Origin of the sequence: Pseudomonas sp. KBS0710 (assembly GCF_005938045.2) — a bacterium.
Classification (GTDB): Bacteria; Pseudomonadota; Gammaproteobacteria; order Pseudomonadales; family Pseudomonadaceae; genus Aquipseudomonas.
On the sequence record NZ_VCCF02000001.1, the window covers coordinates 308,378 to 334,818 of the forward strand.

The following is a 26,441-nucleotide window of genomic DNA, read 5'->3' on the forward strand; positions in this document are numbered from 1 at the left end:
CTCGCGACGGGGCTTTTTCGTTTGTGGAGTGAGTCTCTTGCAAAGCTGTTTGTGATGGGCTCAGGCGCTGGATGTGCGGTCGTTTTCTGAGGTCGCTGCGCTCATTTTTGCAAGAGTCTTATGTCTTGGTTTCTTAAGCTCGTCCATGCGACGAGAGGCGTTTTGTTATGAAGTTCGTTGATGAAGTTTCCATCCGAGTAAAAGCAGGCGACGGCGGTAACGGTTGCATGAGTTTCCGTCGCGAAAAATTCATCGAAAACGGTGGTCCAAACGGCGGTGACGGCGGTGACGGCGGTTCCATCTACATGATGGCCGACGAAAACCTCAACACCCTGGTCGACTACCGTTACACCCGGCACTTCGATGCCGAGCGTGGCTCCAACGGCGGCAGCACCGACTGCACCGGTAAAAAAGGTGAAGACCTGGTACTGCGCGTACCGGTCGGCACCACGATCATCGACTCTGCGACCCAGGAAGTGATTGGCGACCTGACCAAGGCCGGCCAGAAGCTGATGGTTGTGCAGGGCGGCTGGCACGGCCTGGGTAACACCCGATTCAAGTCCAGTACCAACCGTGCGCCACGCCAGACCACGCCGGGCAAGCCTGGCGAGCAGCGTGACCTCAAGCTGGAGATGAAAGTACTGGCGGACGTGGGCCTGCTGGGCTTGCCGAACGCCGGTAAAAGTACCTTCATCCGCTCGGTCTCTGCCGCCAAGCCGAAAGTTGCCGACTACCCGTTCACCACCCTGGTGCCAAACCTGGGCGTGGTCAGCGTAGACCGCTGGAAAAGCTTCGTGATCGCCGACATTCCTGGCTTGATCGAAGGTGCTTCCGACGGTGCTGGCCTGGGGATTCGCTTCCTCAAGCACTTGTCGCGTACCCGTTTGCTGCTGCACCTCGTCGACATGGCGCCGCTGGATGACACCAGCGCACCGGACGCCGCCGAAGTGATCGTGAGCGAGCTGACCAAGTTCAGCCCGGCCCTGGCCGAGCGTGACCGCTGGCTGGTACTGAACAAGTGCGACCAGATCCTCGAAGAAGAGCACGAAGAGCGCGTCAAGGAAATCGTTGATCGCCTGGAGTGGGAAGGCCCGGTCTACGTGATCTCGGCCATCGCCAAAGAAGGCACCGAGCGCCTGACCCGCGACATCATGCGCTACCTCGAAGACCGCGCCGACCGCCTGGCGGCCGACCCGGTATTCAAGGCCGAACTCGCCGAGCTCGACCAGCAGATCGAAGACGAAGCCCGCGCCCAGTTGCAGGCCCTGGATGACCAGCGTGCCCTGCGCCGCAGCGGCGTGAAGTCGGTCCATGACATCGGCGACGACGATTGGGACGAAGAAGACGTGGATGATGAAGACGGTCCGGAAATCATTTACGTGCGCGACTGATTCGTTGCAGTAAACTTGAACGCCGCTCCCTATGGAGCGGCGTTTTAGTATCCGGGTATAACGTTATGGGGCGCGCTGGGTCGCGCGGCCCTCACTCTAAGGTTGAAGATGATGCGGAGCAAAGTGACAGGTGCGCAGCGCTGGGTCGTAAAGATCGGAAGTGCGCTGCTGACGGCGGATGGCAAAGGTCTGGATCGCGCAGCCATGAGCGTCTGGGTCGAGCAGATGGTGGCCTTGCATGAGGCCGGTGTTGAGTTGGTGCTGGTGTCGTCCGGGGCCGTTGCCGCCGGGATGAGCCGCCTCGGCTGGACCGCGCGACCCAGCGCGATGCACGAACTGCAAGCCGCCGCCGCCATCGGCCAGATGGGCCTGGTGCAAGCTTGGGAATCCAGCTTTGCCGAGCACGGCCGCCACACCGCGCAGATCCTGCTGACCCACGACGACCTGTCCGACCGCAAGCGTTACCTCAATGCCCGCAGCACTTTGCGTGCGCTGGTTGAGCTCAAGGTCATCCCGGTGATCAACGAGAACGACACGGTGGTTACCGACGAAATCCGCTTCGGCGACAACGACACCCTGGCCGCGCTGGTGGCCAACCTGGTGGAAGCCGACCTGCTGGTGATCCTCACCGACCGCGATGGCATGTTCGACGCCGACCCGCGTAACAACCCCGACGCCCAGCTTATTTATGAGGCGCGTGCGGATGACCCGGCGCTGGACGCCGTGGCCGGCAGTGTCGGCGGTGCCCTGGGCCGTGGCGGCATGCAGACCAAGCTGCGTGCGGCACGCCTGGCCGCGCGCTCCGGCGCGCACACCATCATCGTCGGCGGGCGCCTGGAGCGCGTGCTGGACCGCCTCAAGGCCGGTGAGCGCATTGGCACGCTGCTGTCGCCGGAACGCGGCATGCTCGCGGCGCGCAAACAATGGCTGGCCGGTCATCTGCAAACTCGTGGCACGCTGGTTCTGGACGACGGTGCTGTGTCAGCCTTGTCCCAGGGCAACAAGAGCCTGCTGCCGGTCGGCGTCAAGTTGGTGCAGGGCAGCTTCCGCCGTGGCGAGATGGTGGTGTGTGTGGCGCCCGATGGTCGCGAGATCGCCCGTGGCCTGGCCAACTACAGCGCCCTTGAAGCACAGAAGATTATTGGACAATCGTCCGATGCAATTGTCGGACTCTTGGGTTACATGGCCGAACCGGAACTGGTTCACCGCGATAACCTGATCCTGGTCTGAATAAAGGAAATACACGATGCGTGTCATGAAAGGATTACTCGGCCTGCTGCTGGCCATGCCGTTGCTGGCCTCGGCCGAAGAAATCGGCCAGGTGTCGACGGTATTCAAGTTTGTCGGCCCCAACGACCGCATAGTGGTCGAGGCGTTTGATGACCCCAAGGTTGACGGTGTGACCTGCTACCTGTCGCGCGCCAAGACCGGCGGCGTCAAAGGCGGCCTGGGCCTGGCCGAAGACCGCGCCGAAGCGTCGATAGCCTGCCGTCAGGTTGGCCCGATTCACTTCAAAGGCGAACTCAAGGATGGCGACGAAGTGTTCAAGGAGCGCACCTCGCTGGTGTTCAAGACCATGCAGGTGGTGCGCTTTCTCGACAAGAAGCGCAATACCCTGGTGTACCTGGTCTACAGCGACCGCCTGATCGAAGGCAGCCCGCAGAATGCGGTCACCGCGATTCCGATTTTGCCCTGGCCGACCGCACAATAACCGGCGGGCGAGTTTTTCAATCGGCGTCTATGATTGCAGGCTTGTGGTCTGTAATCTCGAACAGCCGCAACGCGAAGAACATGGGATATCTGGAGTTCGTCATGAGTGCTTTCCACGACCTGAAACTCAAAGCTTTGGACGGACAAGAGCTGCCGCTATCGCCCTTCAAGGGGCAAGTGGTGCTGGTGGTCAACGTGGCCTCCAAATGTGGTTTGACCCCGCAATATGCGGCATTGGAAAACCTTTATCAGCAGTACAAAGGCCAGGGTTTTACTGTGCTTGGCCTGCCGTGCAACCAGTTTGCAGGCCAGGAGCCGGGCACCGAAGAAGAAATTCAGGCGTTCTGCAGCCTGAACTACGGCGTGACCTTTCCGTTGGGCAGCAAGCTTGACGTCAATGGCCACGACCGCCATCAGCTGTATCGCCTGCTGGCGGGCGAGGGCGCTGAGTTTCCTGGGGATATCACCTGGAATTTCGAGAAGTTTCTGCTCGGCAAGGACGGCCGTGTACTCGCGCGATTCTCGCCGCGCACCGCGCCGGATGATCCGACAATCGTACAGGCCATCGAAAAAGCCCTGAGCTGAATCGTTCCTACACCGTGGCGAGGGAGCTTGCTCCCGTTGGGCTGCGCAGCAGCCCTAAACCCGCATCACTTTTACCCCTTAATCACCCAGATCAATAGTGCTACCCAGCACCCTGCACGGTACATATTATCCACATCATAAATCCCTCTTGTGTGGAGTGCCCCAATGCCCGTCCAAGCTTTGTTCAAACCCTTCCAGCTCGGTGCACTGCAACTGTCCACCCGTGTGGTCATGGCGCCCATGACCCGATCGTTCTCGCCGGGTGGCGTACCCAATTCCAAAGTCATCGAGTACTACCGCCGCCGCGCCGCTGCGGGCGTGGGCCTGATCATCACCGAAGGCACGGTGGTCGGCCATCAGGCCTCCAACGGCTACCCGAACGTGCCGCACTTTTACGGTGAGGCCGCGCTGGCGGGTTGGAAGAAAGTAGTTGATGCCGTACACGCCGAAGGCGGCAAGATCGTCCCGCAGCTGTGGCACGTGGGCAGCGTGCGCCGTATCGGTACCGAGCCTGACGCCAGCGTGCCCGCCTACGGCCCGATGGAAAAACTCAAGGACGGCAACGTCGTCGTCCATGGCATGACCCAACAAGACATCAAGGACGTGATCAACGCCTTCGCTCAGGCCGCCAAGGATGCCCAGAGCATTGGCATGGATGGCGTGGAGATCCACGGCGCCCACGGCTATCTGGTCGATCAGTTCTTCTGGGAAGGCAGCAACCAGCGCACTGACGAATACGGCGGCAGCCTGGCTAACCGCTCGCGTTTTGCCATCGAATTGATCCAGGCCACCCGCGCCGCCGTCGGCCCGGACTTTCCGATCATTTTGCGGTTCTCTCAATGGAAGCAGCAGGACTACACCGCACGCCTGGTGCAAACCCCCGAGGCGCTGGGTGAATTCCTCAAGCCGTTGTCCGACGCCGGTGTGGATATTTTCCACTGCTCCACACGCCGCTTCTGGGAGCCGGAGTTCGAAGGCTCCGACCTTAACCTGGCCGGCTGGACCCGCCAGCTCACCGGCAAGCCGACCATCACCGTCGGCAGTGTGGGCCTGGACGGCGAGTTCCTGCAGTTCATGGTCAACACCGACAAGGTCGCCCAACCGGCCAGCCTGGAAAAATTGCTGGAGCGCCTGAACAACGACGAGTTCGACCTGGTTGCGGTTGGCCGTGCCCTGCTGGTAGACCCGGACTGGGCCGTGAAGGTGCGCGAAGGTCGTGAGGGCGACATTCTGCCGTTCAGTCGTGAGGCGTTGACGAGCCTGGTGTAAGGGGCGACAGGACGGGCACCGGGTGCCCGTCCTTGCACACCCCGCGTAATTGACGTTCAAACTGCTCAATGATTGCCGGCCAACCCTGGCGGCTCGCATGCTGACGAGCATTCAAGCGCATACGGCGCAAACTCTCCGCATCCTCCAGCAGCCAATTGGCTGCGTCACAAAACGCATCCTCATCGCCTGGCATCGCCAGCACGCCGTTGTAGCCATGGCGAATATGCTGGGTGGCGGCTGCCTGGTCGTAAGCCACCACACCCAGTCCCGAGGCCATGGCTTCCAGCACCACGTTGCCGAAGGTTTCGGTCAGGCTGGGGAACAGGAATACATCACCGGACGCGTAGTGCCGCGCCAGTTCTTCACCGCGCAGGGTGCCGCAGAAAATCGCCTCGGGCAGTTCCTTTTCCAGCGTCGCCCGTTGCGGGCCGTCGCCGACGATGATCAATTTCATCTGGCGCAGTGGGTAGGTGTCCTGCAAGGTTTCGAAGCAGCGCTTGAGCAGCCCCAGGTTTTTTTCCTGTGCCAGGCGGCCCACATGCAGCACGGCGATCTGGTCGCTGTTCAGCGCCCAGCTTTCACGCAGTGCATGATCGCGCTTGGCGGGGTGGAACAACTGGCTGTCGACGCCGCGGGACAACATGCCCAGGCGCTCGAAGTGGCGACGTTCCAACTCCAGGCGCTGGCTGGCGCTCGGCACCAGGGTCAGGGTCGAGCGGTTGTGAAACCAGCGCAAGTAGTGGGTGACCATGCGGCTGAGCAGGCTCAAGCCATATTGATTCGAGTACTGCTGAAAGTTGGTGTGAAACCCACTGACCACGCTGATCCCCAGACGCCGTGCCGCACGCAGCGCCGACAGCCCCAACGGCCCTTCAGTGGCGATGTACAGCACGTCCGGGCGCTGGCGTGTCCAGCGCCGCAGCAACTTGTGCATCGACGACTGGCCCCATTGCAGCCCCGGGTAACCCGGCAATGGCCAGCCACGACACAACAGCAACTCATCGTCGCTGGGCCGGCTTTGATCGACGCCCTGGCGCGGGCGCACCAACTCGACCTGATGACCACGCGCGCGCAGACCCTCGCACAGGCGGCCGAGGGTATTGGCCACCCCGTTGATTTCCGGCGGGAAGGTTTCGGTAATGAGGGTGATGTGAAGCGAGGCTGTCGTCATGACCCACAGTGTCACCGTGGGCCATGTCGTCATTGTGACTCTAGGATGATGGATTTATGACTTGGCTACCGCCTGCCGGGCCATCGCCTCGGCCCCTTGCTCACGCACCCAGAACAACGTGGCGCCCGCGACGGCCGCCGGCATCATCAGCAGGTTGACCACCGGCACCAGCAACACCAGGTAAACAATGCCGCCAAAGCTCATGCTCTGCCAGCGCTTCTGGCGCAGCCAGGCGAGCATTTCGTTCCAGCCCAGCTTGTGGTTGTCCGCCGGGTAGTCGATGTATTGGATCGCCATCATCCACACGCCGAACAACAGCCACAGCGGCGCGGCGATCAGGTTGACCACCGGAATGAACGACAGGATAAACAGGCCGATGGCGCGTGGCAGGAAGTAACCCAGTTTGCGCATTTCCCGCGCCAGGGTGCGCGGGACCATGGCAATCAACTCGCCCCAGCTGAAGGCGGGGAAGTCGTCTGTACCGCGCACCACCACCTCGACTTTCTCCGAAAGAAAACCGTTGAACGGCGCGGCGATGATGTTGGCGAGCATGGTGAAGGTGAAAAACACCATCAATGCCACCAGCACCACAAACAAGGGCCACAGGATATAGCTGAGGAAACTCAGCCAGCCGGGCAGCGTCGGCATCAAGGTGTCGACCCACAGGCTGAACTGATGGCCGGCGAAATAGATCAAACCGACGAACAGCACCAGGTTGATCGCCAACGGCAGCAGTACAAACAGGCGCAGGCCAGGGCTCAACACCAGTTTGAGGCCTTCACGCAGATATTGCGGGCCAGAAAGAGCAGGGGCGGGCATGGAGAACTCCGAGCAAGAAGACGAACGCGCCGACCTTACCGGCTTTGCCCCTTCGGTGAAAGCGGCGACATCAGCGGTAACATCTGGGCAACCAGGGTGTCGATTAACCGCGGCGACTGCATAGAGACCACCTATGAGCTGGATTGTTATTCCGTATTTCCTTAATCTTGCCCCCCTCTATACGCTGCACCCATTATTTTCAGGGCCTGCGAGTTCAAGCCTTCCCCAAGTGCTTCGCGGTCCTTTTTTATTCCAGCTGCCTTGTGGTCCGGGCGGTCGATAGGAGTGAGTCATGTCTGATACCCGTCATTCGCGAGTGATTATTCTCGGTTCCGGCCCTGCCGGTTACAGCGCTGCCGTCTACGCTGCCCGGGCCAACCTCAAGCCGCTGCTGATTACCGGCATGCAGGCAGGCGGTCAGTTGACCACCACCACTGAAGTCGACAACTGGCCGGGCGACGTCCACGGCCTGACCGGCCCGGTGCTGATGGAACGTATGAAAGAGCACGCCGAGCGCTTTGAAACCGAGATCGTTTTCGACCACATCAACCAAGTCGACTTCTCGAAAAAGCCTTACAGCCTGACCGGCGACAGCGGTGTCTACACCTGTGACGCGCTGATCATCGCTACCGGCGCCAGCGCCCGTTACCTGGGCCTGCCATCGGAAGAAGCGTTCATGGGCAAAGGTGTTTCGGCCTGCGCGACCTGCGACGGTTTCTTCTACCGCAACAAGCCGGTCGCTGTGGTCGGTGGCGGCAACACCGCCGTGGAAGAAGCGCTGTACCTGGCCAACATCGCCAGCACCGTAACTCTGGTTCACCGCCGCGAGACCTTCCGCGCCGAGAAGATCCTGATCGACAAACTGCACGCCCGTGTGGCGGAAGGCAAGATCATCCTCAAGCTCAACGCCACCCTGGATGAAGTCCTGGGCGACAACATGGGCGTGACCGGTGCCCGCCTGAAGAACAACGACGGCAGCTTCGACGAGCTGAAAGTCGACGGCGTGTTCATCGCCATCGGCCACACCCCGAACACCTCGCTGTTCGAAGGCGTGCTTGAAGCCAAAGACGGCTACCTGGTGGTACAAGGCGGCCGTGAAGGCAACGCCACTGCGACCAATATCGAAGGCATCTTCGCCGCCGGTGACGTGGCTGACCACGTCTACCGCCAGGCCATCACCTCGGCCGGCGCCGGTTGCATGGCGGCGTTGGACGCTGAGCGTTACCTCGACGGTTTGAAGGACGCTTCGTTCTAAACCCGTTGAAATAAAAAACCGGCCCAGAGGCCGGTTTTTTTATGCCCGGGGTTTAGGGGCAACACAGATCAAATGTGGGAGCGGGCTTGCTCGCGAATGCGGAGTGTCAGTCAAAGAATATTTCTCTGATACACCGCTTTCGCGAGCAAGCCCGCTCCCACATTTTGATTTGTATCTGTCTCAGGGTTTACGGATCAGGGGCTGTGCGGTGAACTTCACACCGGCCAAACCATGGGCAATCAAAGCGCGGATATTGCCGTGATCACTGCCCTCTGGCGTTGCCACCACCGAACGGTAATGCTCACCAAACGCCAGCAATGCTTCCTGATCGCTCAAGCCTTCCAGCAGCGCCAGGCCCAAGGTCTTGCACGAGCCTTCATTCTGGCCAGCGGCATTTTCTACGCCGCCATTGGTGAAAGCCTGCGGCTGGTAGTCGTAACCGGCAGCCACAAAAGCCAGGGTGTCGGCAAAAACATGTTCGCCGCTGTTGAGGCTGGCGCGCAGGGTGTTCAGGTCAGTCATGGGGTTTTCCTTTGGCGAACGCCGCCTGTTGGTCGGCGCTGGCTTCTTTCTGGTATTGGGCTTTCCACTCGGCGTACGGCATGCCGTACACCACTTCACGGGCGTCATCCAGGCTCAGCTCGATGTGGCGCTCGTCGGCCTCGGCCTTGTACCACTTCGACAAGCAGTTGCGGCAAAAGCCCGAGAGGTTCATCAGGTCGATATTCTGCACATCCTTGCGGCTGTCCAGGTGGGCCACCAACCGGCGGAAGGCGGCAGCTTCGAGTTCGAGGCGTTGTTGATCGTTCATAAGGCTCACTTAAGTATCAGCGGCTGGCTGCGAGGGTAATCGACACCGACTCGGCAAAGCGCAGCGCATGGGGCTTGTCCACTTCGACTTCGGCGTACAGCACCGATTCATTGCTCATCACCAGGTCCAGCAACTCTTGCGTCAGGCGCTCGAGCAACGCAAAGCGGTTGCCTTCGACGTGGGCGATGATCGCCTTGGTGATGGTGCGGTAATTCAGCGCGTGGTCGATGTCGTTGTCGCGCACGGCTTCCTGGGCGGCATACAGGATGGTCAGGTTGATCAGCACGTCCTGCTTGTTGTTGATCTCATCTTCATTGATGCCAATAAAGGTGCGCAGGCACAGGTCCTTGACCCGGATGCGCGCCATGCCTGGTTGAAGTTGTGGCATTGCTACTTGCTCCGTCCAATCAGTTGCAGGAACTCCATGCGCGTGGTGTTCGACTCGCGGAACGCGCCGAGCATCACCGAGGTGTTCATGGTTGAATTCTGTTTTTCCACGCCGCGCATCATCATGCACATATGCTTGGCTTCGATCACCACCGCCACGCCTGCGGCCTGGGTGACCTGCTGGATCGCGTCGGCGATCTGCCGCGTAAGGTTTTCCTGGATCTGCAGGCGCCGAGCGTACATGTCGACAATGCGCGCCAGCTTCGACAGGCCCAGCACCTTGCCGGTGGGTATATAGGCCACGTGGGCCTTGCCGATAAAGGGCAACAGGTGGTGCTCGCACAGCGAATACAGTTCGATGTCCTTGAGGATCACCATCTCGTCGTTATCGGAGGCGAACAATGCGCCGTTGACGATGGTTTCCAGGTCCTGCTCATAGCCATGACACAGGTACTGCATGGCCTTGGCGGCGCGCTTGGGGGTGTCGAGCAAGCCTTCGCGCTCCGGGTCTTCGCCCAGGCCTTTGAGGATCTCGCGGTAGTGTTGGGGCAGGGACAAGGTCATACAACATCCTCACAAACGGCTTACTTGATATGCCGCCCGCCGTTGACGGTCAGGGTGGTTCCGGTGACATACGGGTTGTCCAGCAGGTAACGCACACTCTGGTAGATCACATCAGGCCCAGGCTCGATGCCCAGCGCCGACTTGGCCAGCACCTTGGCGCGGTACGCCGCATCGTCGCCTTCGTTGAACATCACCATCGCCGGCGCGATGCCGTTGACCTTGATCAGCGGCGCAAACTGCGCGGCGAACGACAGCGTGAGGCTGTCGAGGCCGGCCTTGGTGGCGCAGTAGGCGATGTGCTGGCGGCTGCCCTTGCGCACCACGTCATCGCTGATATGCACGATATCGGCCGGTGTCGAGCGTTGCAGCAAAGGTGAACAATGCAGGTTGATCAGGTACGGCGCAAGCATGTGCACGCTGAACATGTCGGTAAAAGCGCGGCTCTCGTCGTCGGGTGTTTCCGCAACCCACGCCGACGCGTTGTGGATGATCGCCCGCAGGCTGTCGGTATGGGTTTTCAGCTCGGCGATAAAGGCCAGAATCCCGGCTTCAGTGGAGAAGTCGGCAAACACGCCGAGTGCGCCACGCTTGCGCAAGGCCTCAACGCCTGGGCGCTCACTGCGGTAGCTGAAAATCACCGGGTGGCCTTCGTCCAGCAGGCGCTCGGCACAATACAGGCCGACACGCTGGCCGGCACCGGTGATCAGGATCGGGGCGTTGGTTACCGTCATGGGAGGCTCGAGTCGCTGGCAGGTTGAAACTATACCAGCGACCGGCCACGCCTGTACTCAAGCAGCGGCTTGGGTCGGCTTGGGCGTCGGCGTTGGATGCAACCAACTCGCCAACAGATGGGTCGAGAGCGGAATAAAGAAGTAAACCATCAACGGCGTAAGTGCCAGGGTACTGACCAGCACACGCGGGAACATGTCCAACTCACTGAGCAGCGGCCCCAGCCCGAAGTTGAACAGCAGCGACACTGGGAAAAATGCCAGCCAGATCGCCACCGCCTGTTTCCAGCGCGGAGGTCTTGCGCCTACGGCACCGAACCAGCCATCGATGCCACTGACGCGATGCTCGGACGGGTCGGCAAACAGTTCGCTGCCTCGGCTCAACCACGCACCGCGTGAGGCGGAAAATTCCCAGGCATGCAGGGTTTTTTCATCGGCGAAGCGGAAGATGATCTGGAATTCATCATCATGGGGCGGCGGCGCAAGCACGCCGGAACCCAGGTAGCCGGGGAAATCGGTGGCCAATTGCTCGCCTTCGCGCAGCCAGGCCATCAATTCTTCATAGCGCCCTTTGGCCACGCGGCGCGCAACCATCAAGGTGACGGGAGAGGTAGACATTGTGTATCTCCAAGTAATCAGGTGCGCTGAGCCGGGTAGGCGGGGCACTTAGGTGGCGACCGGGTAAGGTCATCACCAAAAAACAGGCAAGGATTATTCCTGTTTTCAAGAAATACACCAGTGGCATTGGTCTGACAGGCCAGCCCTTGAAAAGGGCAAGTCTAAAAGCGTTAAATGGGATCCACACTTGGATGGATGTTTCCAATCTCTGATGTCTGAAATAACTGCTCAAACTCGCGAAAATACTCAGGCTCTCGTCTCTGACCCGGATGAGCTGTTCCCGATCCGTGATGTCTCGAGAATGACAGGTGTCAACCCGGTCACCCTGCGTGCCTGGGAGCGTCGTTATGGGCTGATCCAGCCAACGCGCACCGAAAGCGGGCATCGGCTCTACTCCAGCGCCGATATCGTGACCGTAAATCGCATTCTCGATTGGATCGAGCGTGGCGTGGCCGTGAGCAAGGTCGGCAAGATCCTCGCACGTGACGATCTACAGGCTTTGGCTATCGATGCTGAGGGCAATGGCGTCGATGAACAGGAGTGGTCACAGTGGCGGGCGCGGTTGATGCACGCCGTCAGCGCCTTTGACGACCGTCAGTTGGAGAGCCTCTACGGGCAGATTTTTGCCACCTACCCATTGAGCGTGGCATTCCAGGACATCCTGATGCCGCTCTGGAGTGACCTGCTGCGCCACCAGGGCCGTTTCGGCCAAGCCAGTGAATGGCTTTTTTACGACACCTTCCTGCGCATGCATACGTTTGAGCGCTTAAGGCTTGCGAGCAGCTCACTGGCACCGCGGGTGTTACTGGCGGCGATGCCTGGCGAATGCCGTAAATTGGAACTGCTGGTGGCAGCGCTGATGCTCAGTCACGAAGACACGCCGGTGAAAGTGCTGGGCATGGGCCAGCCCTTTGATGAATTGACACTGGTATGTGAAAAGATCCGCCCCAGGGCGCTGGTGATTTTCTCCAACCATTCGCACAACCATGATCTGACCGCGCGCCTGAGTCGCCTGGCGCTGACCCTGGATTGCCCGCTGTTTCTGGCCGGTGCGGCTGCGGACCTGGCCGAGGATGACCTGGCCGGCTCGCCCATCGGCTGCCTGGGCAGCGAAGGGCGCCAGATGCAAAGCCGCTTGCAACAGTTTCTGGCAGGCCGCCTGGATACCTGATTTCAGGCGTGTACGTGGGGATGGACCAACCGGTGCTGATGCAGAATGAACTGGCGTAACCGCTCGATCTCATCCGCGTCGCTCTGGCTCAGGCGATAAGCGAACAGGCCTCGCGCCGTTTCCCGTTCCAGCGTGCCGCGCAAGGCAATACGCTCGTACCCGGAAGGGCTGAACCACAGCGAAAAGGTTTTCGGCGGTTTGACCCGGCCGCGAATCTCCACCAGCACACCCTTGAAAGACACCTCATGCACCCATAGCGCGGCAGGGTTGCCCCTGACGTTTTCCAATGCCACGGGTGCCTCTAGCGCCAGGCGCCATGGGCGGATCATCGGCCCGTCTTCAAAAATGCTTGGCACGCCCAGGCGCAGATGCACCGCATGAAACTCGTCTTCCACCAGGTGCAGCGGGAAGGTCAGTTGCTGGTTGTCAAACTGTGCCTGGATGGTGACGTGGTCGTGCGCGGCCAAGCGCGTGAGCAAATCGCGAATCTGTGCACCGCCATTAACCGTCAGGCTCGACCAGGCATCCCGTACGTTGAGCTGCGGGTTGTGCTGCATATCCTGGATAAAATCCAGTTCGTCCTGCGTCAAAAGAGCGTCGCGGTGCATTGATGTAGCTCAAGGATGAGACATTAAAAAGCCATTATCGCTCTAAAGACTGCATTTTTTACACTTTGTTAATTCCGCTCGTCGCCTTGAGTGCTGCCAGCTCGTTTTCGAGCTTGGTCACCTGGGCTTCCAGCTGCGCGACACGTTGCTGCGCTTTCACCTGACCCGTGACGTCTTTTTGCACACCGACAAAATACGTCTGCTTGTCGGCCTCGTTGTAAACCGTGGAAAGCGACAGCTCGTTCCAGAAATGCGTGCCGTCCTTGCGGTAATTGCGCAGGATCTCCCGGCAGGCGCCACCACTGTCGAGGGCTTCACGAATGGCCATCAGCGCCGGCTGATCGCGGTCACCCGCCTGCAGGAAGCGGCAGTCCTGATACAGAATGTCGTCCAAGGCGTAACCGGTCATGCGCTCGAACGCCGGGTTCACGTAGATCAGCGGCTTGTCCTGGCCTTCACGTTCGGCGACGACGATGCCGTCGTTAGACGCGTTAATCACCAGTTGCATGAGTTTGGCGTTAATCATTGAGCAGTCCATGGCGTGTTTTTAGAGTCTGAATTCTATGGCAACTTTTGGATGTTGCACGGTGTGCGCTGAAATATTTGCATCAGCTGCTAATATCCCACGCTTTCGCTCAACTACAGGATCAGATTGATGAAAGTCGCCATCCTTTCCGGCTCGGTCTACGGCACTGCTGAAGAAGTCGCCCGCCACGCTGCCGGTATCCTCAACGCCGCCGGTTTTGAAGCCTGGCACAACCCACGCGCCACCTTGGCCGAGGTGCAGGCCTTTGCCCCCGCGGCGTTCCTGGCGGTCACATCGACCACCGGCATGGGTGAGCTGCCCGACAACCTGCAACCGCTGTATTCGACCATTCGCGACCAACTGCCAGCCGCCTGGCGCGGCCTGCCCGGTGCGGTGATCGGCTTGGGCGACGCCAGCTATGGCGACACGTTCTGCGGTGGCGGCGAGCAAATGCGCGAACTGTTCGCCGAGCTGGGCGTACGCGAAGTGCTGCCAATGCTGCGCCTGGACGCCAGCGAAAGCGTGACCCCGGAAGCCGACGCCGAGCCGTGGCTGGCCGAGTTGGTCACTGCACTGCGCGCTTGACCGGGAATTCACGCAGCAATGCCAGCCACGCCTGGGCGGCTTTCGACAAATAGGCGCCCTCACGCCAGATAAAGGCGATGTCCCAGCGCAGGAAATCGGGCGCCTTGAGCGTCAGGCGCACCACGCCCGGTCGCACCAGCCCACGGGCGACTACGCTGGGCAACAACACCACGCCTTGGCCGGCCGCGACCAGGGCGACCAGAAAATCCGCCTGGCCGCTGCGCCCGATTTCCTTGGGCGTGAAGCCCAGTTGCTGGCACGCCTGCATCAGCCGGTCATTGAGCACAAAGCTGCGCTGGTACATCAGGAACGGTGTGTCCGCCAATTCTTCCAGGCGCACCTGGGCGTTGTCGGCCAGCGGGTGGTCCATCGGCAGCAAGGCATCCAGGGGTTCATCACAGAAGAGTTGCCAGGCGAAAGCCGGGTCGCTGGGCATCAAGGTGCCCCCCACGTCCAATTCACCGCTGAGAATCGCCTGCTCGATAGTGCGGCTGCCGCCTTCGAGCAACTGGATGGAGACCTTCGGGTAGCGACGGCGGTACTCGGCGAACAACCCGGCGAACAAGGTATCGCCCGCGAGCAGTGGCAAACCCAGGCGCAACTCACCGCGCGTCAGTTGTTGCATGTCATCCAGCTCACTGAGCAGCTCGGTCTGCAGGCGCAACATGGCCTCGGCGCGCTGCAATACCACCTCGCCGCTGGCGGTCAGGCGGATGTGTGAGCCGGTGCGCTCCAGCAGCGGTGTGCCCAGGCTTTGCTCAAGCTGCGCCACTTGCTTGCTCACCGCCGATTGGCTGATGTGCAGGGTTTTACCGGCTTGGGTAAAGCCCCCACGGTGGATCACTTCGACGAAGCTGCGCAGCTGTTTGAATTCCATAGCGTGATTCCAGTTTGGAATAGCATGCAGTCTAACAATTCGCTGTGGGTATGAGGGCCTGTCTCATTAAAATGAGCGCCTGCGAGGACCCAAAGCTCATGAAACGTTTCACCTTCAAACATCTCGGCCGCCTGCTCACGGAGTTGGTGGTATTGCTGGCCATTTATCTGCTCGGCACTCAGTTGTCGGTGTGGTTCGCGTGGCCGATTCCCGGCGGCGTGGTGGGCCTTGGCCTGTTGCTGGCGACTTTCGCCAGCGGCCTGGTCAAGCCTGCGGCCCTGCAACTGGGCGCCGGGGTGTTGATGGCGGAGATGCTGTTGTTCTTTATCCCGGCCCTGATGAGCCTGCTCGACTACGGTGGCCTGGTGCGCAATGACGGCTGGCGCATCCTGCTGGTGATCGGTTTCAGCACACTGGCGGTGATGCTCGTGACTGCGTTCACCGTGGAGATGGTCTGCCGCTGGAGCCTGCGCCGTGAAGCTTGAGCTGATGCCGGTGTTCTGGCTTGCCCTGACTTTGGGCGCCTATGTTTTCAGCCGCTGGATCTATAGCCGCACCGGCCGTTACCTGCTGTCACCCTTGATTCTGGTGCCGGCGCTGCTGCTGGCGGTGGCGGTGCCGATGAAAACCGCCTATGCCGAATACGCTACCGACACCCACTGGCTGATGCTGGTGCTGGGGCCGGTTACCGTGGCGTTTGCCGTGCCGATCTGGCAACAGCGGCGCTTGTTGGCGCGCTACTGGTCGGCTCTATTGCTGGGCATGGTGGCAGGCAGCGCAGCGTCCATCGGCACCTCGTTCGGGCTGGCCAAGGCGCTGGCGTTGAATAGTTCGGTCACGATGTCGCTGTTACCGCGCTCGATCACCACTCCCTTTGCCATGCCGGTGTCCTCAGACCTTGGCGGCGTGCCGGAGCTTACGGCGGTGTTCGTGATGTTCACCGGTGTGTTCGGCGCCATGCTCGGCGGCGTATTACTCAAATGGTTGCCACTGCGTACACCCTTGGCCCGTGGCGCATTGTTTGGCGTGGGTGCCCATGGCGCGGGTGTCAGCCGGGCGCGTGAAGTCGGCGGCGAAGAGGGTTCGGTGGCGGGCCTGGTGATGGTGCTGACCGGCTTGCTCAACTTGTTCGCCGTACCTTTATTGGCGGCACTTCTCTGACACCGTTTGTACTATTCTCATGACTGACTCGCTCAGTCATCAAGCTGGCTGCCAAGGCAACTCCTTGCGCCACGGCGTCTGACTAGACTGGCCCCTCATCCAAAAAAATAATAATAAAGCGAACCAAGGAGGTTGTTGCCGTGAGCCTAGCCCCTGTTCTATCGCCACAGAATGTCAAAGACCAGGTCAGCGCTGCCGAATGGCAGACCCGCGTCGACTTGGCGGCCTGCTATCGCCTGGTGGCGCTGCATGGCTGGGATGACCTGATCTTTACGCATATTTCCGCCAAGGTGCCGGGCACCGATGATTTCCTGATCAACCCCTATGGCCTGATGTTCCATGAGATAACGGCGTCGAGCCTGGTCAAGGTTGATCAGGCCGGCAACAAGCTGATGGACAGCCCTTACGAGATCAACCCCGCCGGCTACACCATCCACAGCGCCATCCATGAAGTGCGCCACGATGTGGTCTGTGTGCTGCACACCCATACCGCTGCGGGTGTTGCGGTATCGGCGCAGAAGCAGGGCGTGCTGCCGATCAGCCAGCAATCCACCTTTGTCTTGTCCAGCCTGGCCTATCACGCCTATGAAGGCGTGGCGCTCAACCATGATGAAAAAGCCCGCCTGCAGGCGGACCTGGGCGACAACAATTTCCTCATGCTGCACAACCACGGCCTGTTGACCTGCGCCGGCTCCATCGCCGACACGTTTTTAATGATGTTCACCTTCCAGCGCGCGTGCGACATCCAGGTGCTGGCGCAAAACGGCGGCGCCGAATTGATTGCCATCGAACCGCAGATTCTGGCGGGCGCCAAGGCGATGGTGGCGGCTGTCACAAAGAGCGCTCAAGGTATGGGGGGGGCGCTGGCATGGCCGGCGCTGTTGCGTAAATTGGACCTGCAAGATCCCGGGTATAAAAGCTGATGCCACTCGCCGAGATACCGCTTAGAGCCTGGCGCAAACGTGGCCAGGAATTCCTCTTTCGTGGCCACGTGATCCGTTACTGGGTGGCGGGGCAGGGTGAGCCTTTGCTGCTGATTCACGGCTTCCCTACCGCCAGCTGGGACTGGCATTACCTGTGGCAGCCCCTGGCCCAGCGCAACTTGGTGATCGCCTGCGACATGCTCGGGTTTGGCGATTCGGCCAAACCGTTGAACCACTATTACTGCCTGCTGGAGCAGGCGGACCTGCAACAAGCGCTGCTCGAACACTTGCGCGTGGAACAGCCGGTGCATGTGCTGGCCCATGACTATGGCGACAGCGTGGCCCAGGAATTACTGGCGCGCCATTACGACGGTCGCTTCCAGATGGCCAGCTGCGTGTTCCTCAATGGCGGGCTGTTTCCCGAGACCCATCGCCCGGCGCTGGTGCAGAAACTCTTGCTCAGCCCGCTCGGCTGGATGATTGGCCGCGCCTTTGGGCGTAATGCCTTGTCGAACAGTTTCAGCCAGATTTTCGGCCCGAACACGCGGCCCAGTGAAAGTGCACTGGACGACTTCTGGAGCCTGATCGACTGCAATGATGGCCCGCGCATCCTGCATAAGCTGATTGCTTACATTCCCCAGCGTCGGCGTATGCGTGAACGTTGGGTGGCGGCGATGCAACGCGATGAGGTGCCGCTGCGGGTGATCGACGGCGAAGTCGATCCCATTTCCGGCGCGCATATGGTGGAGCGTTATCACCAGTTGGTGCCCAATGCCGACTCGGTGTCGCTGGCCAATATCGGCCACTATCCGCAGATCGAAGCGCCGGTGCTGGTGCTCAAGCATTACCTGGCGTTTCGTGAACGAATCGGCCAGCCAGCGCCGTGTGCCGCCTATTCTTGAGCCGGGCAATCATCCCGCTGCCTTATTGAGCACCATTCAGCCTCGGCCGTGTTTATTGTGACCAAAGGCTGCGTGCGTGACACTCAACCCATCGCCATTGTCGTCAGCGGAGTTCGGTATGAGTGAGTCAGTGCAGTTCCAGGATAAGGTCGTGATCGTCACCGGTGCCGGCGGCGGGTTGGGCCGTGCCCATGCGCTGCTGTTTGCCAGGCACGGGGCCAAAGTGCTGGTCAACGACCTCGGCGGTTCGGCCCAGGGCGAAGGCGCGAATGCCTCGGCCGCCGACCGTGTCGTGGCTGAGATTCGAGAGGCAGGCGGTACTGCCGAGGCCAACCATGACTCCGTAACCGATGGTGACAAGATCGTCCAGCACGCCCTCGACGTATTTGGCCGTGTCGACGTGGTGGTCAACAACGCTGGCATCCTGCGCGACAAGACCTTCCACAAGATGGACGACAGTGACTGGGATTTGGTCTACCGCGTGCATGTCGAAGGCGCCTATAAAGTCACCCGCGCCGCCTGGCCGCATATGCGCGAGCAGGGTTATGGCCGGGTGATCTTCACAGCGTCCACTTCGGGTATCTATGGCAACTTCGGCCAGTCCAACTATGGCATGGCCAAGCTGGGTCTGTATGGCCTGACCCGCACCCTGGCGCTGGAAGGGCGCAAGAACAACATTCTGGTCAATGCCATCGCCCCTACCGGCGGCACGCGCATGACCGAAGGGCTGATCCCGCCGCAGGTATTCGAGCGGCTCAAGCCGGAACTGGTCAGCCCCTTGGTGGTGTACCTGGGCAGCGAGGCATGCCAGGACACCTCCGGGTTGTTCGAAGTCGGCGGCGGCTGGATCGGCAAGACCCGTTGGGAACGCAGCCTGGGTGTGGGTTTTGACCCTGAGGTCGGGTTCTCACCCGACGATGTGGCAGCGCACTGGGCGCAGATTTGCGACTTCGAAGGCGCCGCGCACCCCAAGGACAACATCGAGGCGTTGAAGGAGATGATGGCCAACCTGCAGAAGTTCAGCCTCTGATCGTTGCTTGAACACGTTTGAATACTACGGGGCGCTACAGGCGCCCCGTTTTATTTTGGGCATAAAAAAGGCCGCTGCAAACGCAGCGGCCGAAGTAAGACGTTGGATCAAGGAGCGACAAATCAACGTCAGTGAACAGCGGTAATAGATTGAAACATTGGGCCAATCTATGGAATCAGACTTTTCCTGCGATTACGCAAGCGGGCCATGTGCCCTGAAAGTGCGTTAAGAATAGTCGGTTGTAACAAAATGAGTAATAGCAGTTCAGGACAAGGACTGTTGCAATTTTGGTAACGATCGCTTGCGCCTATCCATCCTCCTGATAATCCGCCATCTACCCAATCCATGGCGGCGCGCAAACCCCGGCCAGAGCGCCTGTTCATCCTTTCGAGCGACACCACGAATACCCCTTTGGTGCGCTTATCGCTCCCGACGGGCGGCAGTAGGGTGGGGCCTTCTGTCACTCACCGGGGAAGACGCATGACAAAAACAACAATGCGCGCCATCTTCACGCCACAGGCGCTGGCCACGGCGGTTGCGCTGGGTTTCTGCGCCCAGGCACAGGCTGTTTCATTCAACATCGGCGAGATCGAAGGGCAATTCGATTCCTCGCTGTCGGTCGGCGCCAGCTGGGGCATGCGCGATGCTGACAAGAAGCTGGTGGGTATTCCCAACGGCGGCACGGGGCAGGCGTCCACCGGTGATGACGGGCGGCTGAACTTCAAGAAGGGGGAGACCTTCTCCAAGATCTTCAAGGGCATTCACGATCTGGAGCTCAAGTACGGCGACAGCGGCATCTTTGTGCGCGGCAAGTACTGGTACGACTTCGAACTGCAGGACGAAAACCGCGAGTTCAAGCAAATCAGCAACAACCACCGTGACGAAGGTGCGCGCTCGTCCGGCTACGAGCTGCTGGATGCCTTCGTGTACCACAACTATTCCATCGGCGATTTGCCGGGCGCCGTGCGGGTCGGCAAACAGGTGGTGAGCTGGGGCGAAAGTACGTTTATCGGTAACTCGATCAACAGCATCAACCCCATCGACGTCTCGGCGTTCCGCCGTCCAGGCGCTGAGATCAAGGAAGGCCTGATCCCGGTCAACATGTTGTTCGCGTCCCAAAGCCTGACCAACCAGCTGTCGGTAGAAGGTTTCTACCAACTCAACTGGGAAAACACCGTGGTGGATAACTGCGGCACCTTCTTTGGTAACGACGTGGTGGCCCACGGCTGCAACAGCAACTACACGGTCGGCAGCCCGGCGATTGCGCCGTTGCAACCGGTGGCCGCAGCGTTTGGCCAGGGTTTTCAGGTGACCCGCGAAGGCGTGGTGGTGCAGCGCGCCAACGACCGCGAAGCGCGCGATGGCGGCCAGTTCGGCGCGGCCTTGCGCTGGCTCGGCGATGACACCGAGTACGGCCTCTATTTCATGAACTACCACAGCCGCACGCCAACGGTGGGCACGATTACCGCCAACACCAACCTGGCCACCATCGGCCGCATTATCAATACCGCCAACGCCATTGCCCCAGGTACCGGCGCGGGCCTGGCCCAGAGCACCATGCTCGGGCGTGGCCAGTATTACCTCGACTACCCGGAAGACATCCGCCTGTACGGCGCGAGTTTTTCCACCACTTTGCCCACCGGCACGGCCTGGACCGGCGAAATCAGCTATCGGCCGAATGCGCCGGTGCAACTCAACACCACTGACCTGACCCTGGCGCTGGTCAACCCGATTGCCGGCCAAACCGCCTCGCCGATCCGCAGTTCGTTCGGCTCGGATAACTCCGGCTACCGCCGCAAGGAAATCACCCAGATCCAGAGCACCATGACCCAGTTCTTCGACCAGGTGCTGGGTGCCGAACGCCTGACGCTGGTGGGCGAGGCGGCGTATGTGCACGTCGGCGGGCTGGAAGCCAAGACCAAACTGCGCTACGGCCGCGACTCGGTGTACGGCGCCTATGGGTTTGGCGGCGATACCGACGGCTTCGTCACCGCCAACTCCTGGGGCTACCGCGCCCGCGCGATCCTCGACTACAACAACGTGTTTGCCGGGGTGAACCTCAAGCCCAACCTGTCCTGGTCCCATGACGTCAGCGGCTACGGCCCCAACGGCATTTTCAACGAAGGCGCCAAGGCGATCAGCGTCGGCGTGGATGCGGACTACCGCAACACCTACACCGCGAGCCTGAGCTACACCGACTTTTTTGGTGGTGACTACAACACCCTCACCGACCGCGACTTTATCGCCCTCAGCTTCGGCGTGAACTTCTGACTTGGTTTAAGGAAGGACAACAACCTATGCGTAAGCTATTTGCAGTGATGGCCCTGAGTGTACTGGCCGCCCACGTCATGGCCGCCGTCTCGCCCGAAGAGGCGGCCAAGCTCGGCACTACCCTGACGCCGGTCGGCGCCGAAAAAGCCGGCAATGCCGACGGCTCGATCCCCGCCTGGACCGGCGGCATCCCGAAAAACGCTGGCGCGGTGGACAGCAAAGGCTTTCTGGCCGATCCGTTCGCCAATGAAAAACCGCTGTTCGTGATCACCGCCGCCACGGTCGACAAGTACAAAGACAAGCTCTCCGACGGCCAGGTGGCGATGTTCAAACGTTACCCCGAGACCTACAAGATCCCGGTGTACCCGACCCATCGCACGGTCAACCTGCCGCCGGATATCTACGAGTCGATCAAGCGCAGCGCGCTGAACGTGCACGCGATCAACGACGGTAACGGCCTGGAAAATTTCACCGGCAACCGTTACTACGCGTTCCCGATCCCGAAAAATGGCGTGGAAGTGCTGTGGAACCACATCACCCGTTACCACGGCGGTAACCTCAAGCGCATCATCACCCAGGCCACTCCGCAAACGAATGGCAGCTACACACCGATCCGCTTTGAAGAAGAAGTGGCGGTGCCGCAAGCCATCCCGGATATCGACCAGGCCAAGGCGGCCAATGTGCTGAGCTTCTTCAAGCAGTCGGTGACGGCGCCCGCACGCCTGGCGGGCAACGTGCTGCTGGTGCATGAAACCCTCGACCAGGTGAAGGAGCCGCGTCTGGCCTGGATCTACAACGCCGGCCAACGCCGCGTGCGCCGTGCACCGCAAGTCTCGTATGACGGCCCGGGCACCGCCTCCGACGGCCTGCGCACCACCGACAACTTCGACATGTTCTCCGGCGCGCCCGACCGCTACGACTGGAAACTGGTCGGCAAAAAAGAGATGTACATCCCCTACAACAGCTACAAGCTCGATTCGCCGACCCTCAAGTACGACGACATCATCAAGGCCGGGCACATCAACCAGGACCTCACCCGCTATGAGCTGCACCGCGTGTGGGAAGTGGTCGGCACGGTCAAGCCGAGCGAGCGGCACATCTACGCCAAGCGCCACATGTACATCGACGAAGACAGCTGGCAGGTCGCGCTGGTGGATCACTACGACGGCCGTGGCCAACTGTGGCGGGTTGCTGAAGGCCATGCACAGTTCTACTACGACCACCAGGTGCCGGCCTACACCGTGGAAACCCTGTACGACATCATCGCCGGGCGCTACATCGCCCTCGGCATGAAGAACGAGGAGAAGCGCAGTTTCGTCTTCGGCTTTGCGGCCAAGGCGGCGGACTACACGCCAGCAGCGTTGAGGTCCGAGGGCGTTCGCTGACTGAATTGAAATGGAATCAAAATGTGGGAGCGGGCTTGCTCGCGAATGCGCAATGTCAGTCACCAAATTCTTAGGCTGATACATCGCATTCGCGAGCAAGCCCGCTCCCACACTTGGTTTTGTGCATGGCCACTGATCACCCCGCTGAATACTTCTTCAACAACCGCCAACCACAGGACTAGGGTGGCGTCAGGTTGCATAACAATAAGAACGCAGGATGCAGCAATGACTGCCATGACCCGCTGCCTGGACCGTCCTGGATTCATGCCACGGCTGTCCGCCCATCACTTATCACGCCCGCAATTGACCGAGCCCTTGCTCGCGGCACCCGTGAGGGTGAAGTTGCTGTGCGCGCCGGGCGGCAGTGGCAAAAGCGCATTGCTGGCCGAGTGTGCCTTGCAGGCGCCCAAGGGTTGCCAGGTGTATTGGCTGCCCCTCAATGGCGCGGCCTTGAGCCCCGATGAGTTGTGCCAACGCTTGGCGCACAACCTGGGGCTGGCGTTTGTCGATGAGGCTACCTTGTTGCTTGACCTGAGCCGCTGGCAGCCCACGGCCTGGTTGTTCCTGGATGATTACTGCCGCCTGCCCGCGCCCGAATTGGATGCTTTGCTCGACCGCTTGCTCAGTGTCGCCAGCCCGGCGCTGACCTGGTGGCTGGGCGCGCGGCGGCGACCGGCGTGCAACTGGCCGCGCCTGTTGCTCGACGATGAACTGTTGGTGTGCAGCGAGCTGAACTTCAGCCCGGCGCAGGTCCAGCAACTGCTTGGTCCCGAGCAAAGCCTCGACAGCGTGATGCAGTTCAGCGGCGGCTGGTGTGCCGGTGTACGCATTGCCTTGCTCGGTGATGGTCACCCGGACAAAACCTTGCTCGACTACCTGCAACACGAACTGCTGCGCACCTTGCCGGTCGAGTTGGCTGAGGCCTGGCGGGTACTGGCGCACCTGCCGCGTTTCAACCCGAGCCTGTGCGAGCACCTGTTCGGCGCTGGCGACGGTGACCACTACCTGCGTGAATTGCAGGCACTGGGCGCCTTTATCCAGCCTTGGGAAGACACCGCCGATTGGCTGCAGGTGTTCCCGCCGCTCGCACGCTTGCTGCGCGATGAACCCTGGCCGGCCAAGCGCTCCTGGCATCGGCGCGCCTGCCAATGGTTTACCACTGAGTGTGATTGGCAAGCCGCGTTTGAGCAGGCCTTGCAGGCCGAAGCGTTTGAGGTGGCGGTGAGCCTGTTGCAGCACTTCAGTTTTGAAGACCTGTTCCGTCAGCAGAATGCGCAACTGCTGTTGCGTTTGCATGAGCAGCATGGCGATGAATTGATGCTGGGCTCGGCGCAACTGGTGGGGCTGGTGACGGCCGCATTGCTGTTCGCCGGGCGCTTTGAGCAAGCCGGTGTGTGCATCGACCAGCTTGCCCGGTTTGCACCGCAGCCGACGGCGGCGAAACAGCGGCATTTATTGGCGCGCTGGCAGGCGCAATGGGGCTGGTTGTTGCACCTCAATGGCGATGCCGAGCGCTCCCGCGAGCATTTTCTGGAGGCCTTGCAAGCGTTGCCCGACAGCGCCTGGACCTCTCGCTTGATGTGCCTGTCGGGGCTGACCCAGCAAGCCTTGCTGCGCGGCGAGTTAGACGTCAGTCAAGCCTTGAACCGTGAAGCGCTGTGCCTGGCGCGTGCCCATGGTTCATTGGTGCTGGAGGCGCTGCTGGAACTGGATCACGCGCAATTGCTGGAACAGCGCGGTGCACCGTATCGGGCGCAAAGCCTGCTGGAAAATGTGCAGGCAATGCTGGCGCGCCAGCGCCTCAAGGCGGGGCCACTGGTAGGGCGCATCGCCCTGCGGCGCGGGCATCTGGCGTTACGCCAAGGCCAGGACGCGCTCGCCGGTGAATGTTTCGAGAGCGGTTTGAACCTGTGCCTGCACAGCCAGGACAAGCGCGTGCTCTACGGGTTTCTCGGCCTGGCGCTGCTGGCGGCCAACCAGGGCGATTACGCCCAGGCGTTTATCCAGTTGCGCGAGGCGGAGCGCTTGATGCAGCAGCGCCATGTGCCGGACTCGGTATACCGCGCGGTGCTGCTGTTGGTCAGTGGACACTTCTGGTTGCAACAGGGCCGAGCCGAACTGACCGTGGAGGCGGTGCGGCGCGTACTGCGGCACTTCCGTGGGCCACAGGCCCGGCAGGCACCACCGGCCACCCTGGAACTGATTCCACGCCTGGAATACCTGCTGGTGCTGGCCGAGGTGAAGCTGGGTGTGGCCGTTCAGCCCATGGAACGCCTGTATGCCTTGCTCGACACGACCCAACAACGCGGCATGCTCTGCCTGGAAACCGAGCTGCACCTGGTGCTGGGCGAAGTGGCCTGGCAGTTGGGCGACTCGACCGTGGCCCGCCGCGCGCTGCAAACCGGGCTGGAGCTGGCGCAGCGCTGCCAGGTGCAGCAGGCGATTCGCGAGCTGCGTTTGCGTGCGCCGGGGCTATTGAGTGAGCTGGGCCTGGAAACCCCGGCAGCGCCCAGTGGCGTGGTGGAAAACCCGCTGAGCCAGCGTGAACTGGAAGTGCTGCAGTTGATCGCCCAGGGCAACTCCAACCTGGAAATCGCCGACCGGCTGTTTATTTCGCTGCACACCGTCAAGACCCACGCGCGGCGTATCCATAGCAAGCTCGGCGTGGAGCGGCGCACCCAAGCGGTGGCCAAGGCCAAGACATTGGGCTTGATGGTCTAGGCGCAGAATGCCTGGCGATATTCCCCGGGCGTGGCGCCCATGGCCTGGCGAAAACGGTGGGTAAAGTGGCTGGCACTGGAGAAACCACACCGCCAGGCAATCTCGCCAAGGGGCAGGGCGCCGCCGCGCAGCAAGGCTTGCGCACGTGCCAGGCGACGCGCCAACAGGTATTGGTGGGGCGGCAGGCCGAAACTTTGGCGGAACATCCGCGCAAAATGGTATTCCGACAGCGCGCACATACCCGCCAGTTGCCCGAGGCTGATCGGGTCTTCCAGGTGGTGGTCGATAAACTCCACCAACAGCCGCCGCTGATGCGCCGCCAACCCGCCTTTCAAACGCAGGCCGTTGCGTGCGCCAACCTGGCTGAGCAGGGTGTGGCTGAGCATCTCGTGGGCCAGGCTGCTGGTCAGCAAGCGCTCGGCGGGCTCGTGCCAGTTGAGGGCGATCAGTTGGTGAAAGCGTTGGGCCTGGCTGGCGTCTTCGAGGAAGGTGCTTTCACGCAATTGCAATTCGCGCGGCTCGCGGTCAAGCAGCGTGACGCAGCCGAGGGCAAATTGCTCCGGGCTGAAATACACATGGGCCAGGCGAATCTCGCCGTTGATCACCCAGGCTGACTGGTGCTCGGCGGGCAGGATGCAGAGTTTGTCCGGGCCACCTTTGGTGCCTGGCTGATCGCGCCGAAAGGTGCCGGTGCCACCGCCGATGTAGCAGGACAAGGTGTGGTGGGTCGGCGCCTGGTAGTCCTGCGAATCGTGATGGTTGCTCCACAAGGCCGCAGACAAGCCGTCACCGAGCTCGGCGCAGGCTTCCAGGCGTGCGTTGGGCGAGCGGTTAAGGGCTTGAAAGACTTGCAGGGATTCCAGATCTGGCATGGTTGTGCTCTCCGACGCCTTGCATCCTACTCCCGCCGGCGATGGCTGTGATCCCTGCGCCCGACAAAAGCGCAAGAATGTGCAAGAGCGCCGACCGGCTG

General features: G+C 61.0%; 28 protein-coding genes. 16 read left to right on the forward strand and 12 right to left on the reverse strand.

Features of this window, described 5'->3' with window-relative positions; genetic code table 11:
• Positions 1–167: 167 nt before the first annotated feature.
• From cgtA to FFI16_RS01430, 5 genes are all read left to right on the forward strand, one after another.
• Positions 168–1,391, forward strand: a complete 1,224-nt coding sequence (cgtA, locus tag FFI16_RS01410) for an Obg family GTPase CgtA (RefSeq protein WP_016976186.1) — start codon at positions 168–170, stop codon at positions 1,389–1,391.
• A 111-nt stretch (positions 1,392–1,502) separates the two neighbouring features.
• Complete coding sequence (gene proB, locus FFI16_RS01415; RefSeq protein ID WP_026013771.1) at positions 1,503–2,621, forward strand: glutamate 5-kinase; 1,119 nt, start codon at positions 1,503–1,505, stop codon at positions 2,619–2,621.
• A gap of 16 nt (positions 2,622–2,637) precedes the next feature.
• Positions 2,638–3,102 (forward strand): CreA family protein, encoded by a 465-nt coding sequence (locus tag FFI16_RS01420; RefSeq protein ID WP_017137940.1) that lies wholly within the window; start codon positions 2,638–2,640, stop codon positions 3,100–3,102.
• Positions 3,103–3,203: 101 nt separating this feature from the next.
• On the forward strand, positions 3,204–3,686 hold the full coding sequence (locus tag FFI16_RS01425; RefSeq protein WP_138813876.1) for a glutathione peroxidase: 483 nt from the start codon (positions 3,204–3,206) through the stop codon (positions 3,684–3,686).
• A gap of 165 nt (positions 3,687–3,851) precedes the next feature.
• A complete protein-coding gene (locus FFI16_RS01430; RefSeq protein ID WP_138813877.1) occupies positions 3,852–4,955 on the forward strand; it encodes an NADH:flavin oxidoreductase in 1,104 nt (367 codons plus the stop codon).
• Here FFI16_RS01430 and FFI16_RS01435 read toward each other — a convergent pair.
• Together FFI16_RS01435 and cysZ are read right to left on the reverse strand one after the other, a co-directional pair.
• On the reverse strand, positions 4,924–6,126 hold the full coding sequence (locus FFI16_RS01435; RefSeq protein ID WP_138815344.1) for a glycosyltransferase family 1 protein: 1,203 nt from the start codon (positions 6,124–6,126) through the stop codon (positions 4,924–4,926). The two genes, FFI16_RS01430 and FFI16_RS01435, sit on opposite strands and share 32 nt — an antisense overlap.
• Before the next feature lie 54 nt (positions 6,127–6,180).
• Positions 6,181–6,945, reverse strand: a complete 765-nt coding sequence (gene cysZ / locus FFI16_RS01440; RefSeq protein ID WP_138813878.1) for a sulfate transporter CysZ — start codon at positions 6,943–6,945, stop codon at positions 6,181–6,183.
• A 292-nt stretch (positions 6,946–7,237) separates the two neighbouring features.
• On the opposite strand from cysZ, the gene trxB reads away from it, so the two are divergent.
• Positions 7,238–8,200 (forward strand): thioredoxin-disulfide reductase, encoded by a 963-nt coding sequence (trxB, locus tag FFI16_RS01450; protein WP_010206474.1) that lies wholly within the window; start codon positions 7,238–7,240, stop codon positions 8,198–8,200.
• 180 nt (positions 8,201–8,380) lie between these two features.
• Here the strand turns inward: trxB and FFI16_RS01455 are convergent, their stop codons facing one another.
• From FFI16_RS01455 to FFI16_RS01480, 6 genes are read right to left on the reverse strand one after another with little or no spacing between them, the layout of a single operon-like run.
• Positions 8,381–8,722: a HopJ type III effector protein gene (locus FFI16_RS01455; protein ID WP_178112620.1), complete on the reverse strand. Its 342-nt coding sequence runs from the start codon at positions 8,720–8,722 to the stop codon at positions 8,381–8,383.
• A complete protein-coding gene (locus tag FFI16_RS01460; RefSeq protein WP_016971058.1) occupies positions 8,715–9,011 on the reverse strand; it encodes a DUF1244 domain-containing protein in 297 nt (98 codons plus the stop codon). Before FFI16_RS01460 ends, FFI16_RS01455 begins: the two co-directional genes overlap by 8 nt.
• A gap of 16 nt (positions 9,012–9,027) precedes the next feature.
• A complete protein-coding gene (gene folX / locus FFI16_RS01465; protein WP_017135091.1) occupies positions 9,028–9,399 on the reverse strand; it encodes a dihydroneopterin triphosphate 2'-epimerase in 372 nt (123 codons plus the stop codon).
• Between the two features lie 2 nt (positions 9,400–9,401).
• Entirely contained in the window at positions 9,402–9,962 is a 561-nt protein-coding gene (folE, locus tag FFI16_RS01470) for a GTP cyclohydrolase I FolE (protein WP_017135090.1), read from the reverse strand.
• 20 nt (positions 9,963–9,982) lie between these two features.
• Positions 9,983–10,693 (reverse strand): dihydromonapterin reductase, encoded by a 711-nt coding sequence (gene folM, locus FFI16_RS01475; RefSeq protein WP_138813880.1) that lies wholly within the window; start codon positions 10,691–10,693, stop codon positions 9,983–9,985.
• Between the two features lie 57 nt (positions 10,694–10,750).
• A complete protein-coding gene (locus tag FFI16_RS01480; RefSeq protein ID WP_138813881.1) occupies positions 10,751–11,308 on the reverse strand; it encodes an antibiotic biosynthesis monooxygenase in 558 nt (185 codons plus the stop codon).
• Between the two features lie 211 nt (positions 11,309–11,519).
• Here FFI16_RS01480 and FFI16_RS01485 point away from each other — a divergent pair, with 211 nt between their 5' ends.
• Positions 11,520–12,479 carry a MerR family transcriptional regulator gene (locus tag FFI16_RS01485; protein WP_138813882.1) on the forward strand — a complete coding sequence of 320 codons (960 nt, stop codon included), beginning with the start codon at positions 11,520–11,522 and terminating at the stop codon, positions 12,477–12,479.
• A 2-nt stretch (positions 12,480–12,481) separates the two neighbouring features.
• On the opposite strand, the gene FFI16_RS01490 is transcribed toward FFI16_RS01485, so the two are convergent.
• Complete coding sequence (locus FFI16_RS01490; RefSeq protein WP_138813883.1) at positions 12,482–13,087, reverse strand: hypothetical protein; 606 nt, start codon at positions 13,085–13,087, stop codon at positions 12,482–12,484.
• A gap of 58 nt (positions 13,088–13,145) precedes the next feature.
• Positions 13,146–13,613 (reverse strand): PAS domain-containing protein, encoded by a 468-nt coding sequence (locus tag FFI16_RS01495; protein ID WP_138813884.1) that lies wholly within the window; start codon positions 13,611–13,613, stop codon positions 13,146–13,148.
• A 129-nt stretch (positions 13,614–13,742) separates the two neighbouring features.
• Here FFI16_RS01495 and FFI16_RS01500 point away from each other — a divergent pair, with 129 nt between their 5' ends.
• A complete protein-coding gene (locus FFI16_RS01500; RefSeq protein WP_138813885.1) occupies positions 13,743–14,198 on the forward strand; it encodes a flavodoxin in 456 nt (151 codons plus the stop codon).
• Here the strand turns inward: FFI16_RS01500 and FFI16_RS01505 are convergent.
• Positions 14,179–15,075, reverse strand: a complete 897-nt coding sequence (locus FFI16_RS01505) for a LysR family transcriptional regulator (protein WP_138813886.1) — start codon at positions 15,073–15,075, stop codon at positions 14,179–14,181. The genes FFI16_RS01500 and FFI16_RS01505 overlap by 20 nt on opposite strands.
• Before the next feature lie 98 nt (positions 15,076–15,173).
• On the opposite strand from FFI16_RS01505, the gene FFI16_RS01510 reads away from it, so the two are divergent.
• From FFI16_RS01510 to FFI16_RS01545, 8 genes are all read left to right on the forward strand, one after another.
• On the forward strand, positions 15,174–15,560 hold the full coding sequence (locus tag FFI16_RS01510) for a CidA/LrgA family protein (protein WP_138813887.1): 387 nt from the start codon (positions 15,174–15,176) through the stop codon (positions 15,558–15,560).
• Complete coding sequence (locus tag FFI16_RS01515; protein WP_138813888.1) at positions 15,550–16,236, forward strand: LrgB family protein; 687 nt, start codon at positions 15,550–15,552, stop codon at positions 16,234–16,236. Before FFI16_RS01510 ends, FFI16_RS01515 begins: the two co-directional genes overlap by 11 nt.
• 140 nt (positions 16,237–16,376) lie before the next feature.
• Positions 16,377–17,159 (forward strand): class II aldolase/adducin family protein, encoded by a 783-nt coding sequence (locus FFI16_RS01520; RefSeq protein WP_138813889.1) that lies wholly within the window; start codon positions 16,377–16,379, stop codon positions 17,157–17,159.
• Positions 17,159–18,061 carry an alpha/beta fold hydrolase gene (locus FFI16_RS01525; RefSeq protein ID WP_138813890.1) on the forward strand — a complete coding sequence of 301 codons (903 nt, stop codon included), beginning with the start codon at positions 17,159–17,161 and terminating at the stop codon, positions 18,059–18,061. Before FFI16_RS01520 ends, FFI16_RS01525 begins: the two co-directional genes overlap by 1 nt.
• Positions 18,062–18,179: 118 nt before the next feature.
• Positions 18,180–19,091, forward strand: a complete 912-nt coding sequence (locus FFI16_RS01530; protein ID WP_138813891.1) for an SDR family oxidoreductase — start codon at positions 18,180–18,182, stop codon at positions 19,089–19,091.
• Positions 19,092–19,571: 480 nt separating this feature from the next.
• On the forward strand, positions 19,572–21,362 hold the full coding sequence (locus FFI16_RS01535; protein ID WP_138813892.1) for a DUF1302 domain-containing protein: 1,791 nt from the start codon (positions 19,572–19,574) through the stop codon (positions 21,360–21,362).
• 26 nt (positions 21,363–21,388) lie between these two features.
• Positions 21,389–22,747, forward strand: coding sequence for a DUF1329 domain-containing protein (locus FFI16_RS01540; protein WP_017135078.1), 1,359 nt, complete (start codon positions 21,389–21,391; stop codon positions 22,745–22,747).
• Between the two features lie 225 nt (positions 22,748–22,972).
• On the forward strand, positions 22,973–25,468 hold the full coding sequence (locus FFI16_RS01545; protein WP_138813893.1) for a LuxR C-terminal-related transcriptional regulator: 2,496 nt from the start codon (positions 22,973–22,975) through the stop codon (positions 25,466–25,468).
• Here FFI16_RS01545 and FFI16_RS01550 read toward each other — a convergent pair.
• Positions 25,465–26,340 carry a helix-turn-helix domain-containing protein gene (locus FFI16_RS01550; protein WP_138813894.1) on the reverse strand — a complete coding sequence of 292 codons (876 nt, stop codon included), beginning with the start codon at positions 26,338–26,340 and terminating at the stop codon, positions 25,465–25,467. The two genes, FFI16_RS01545 and FFI16_RS01550, sit on opposite strands and share 4 nt — an antisense overlap.
• Positions 26,341–26,441: the final 101 nt, after the last annotated feature.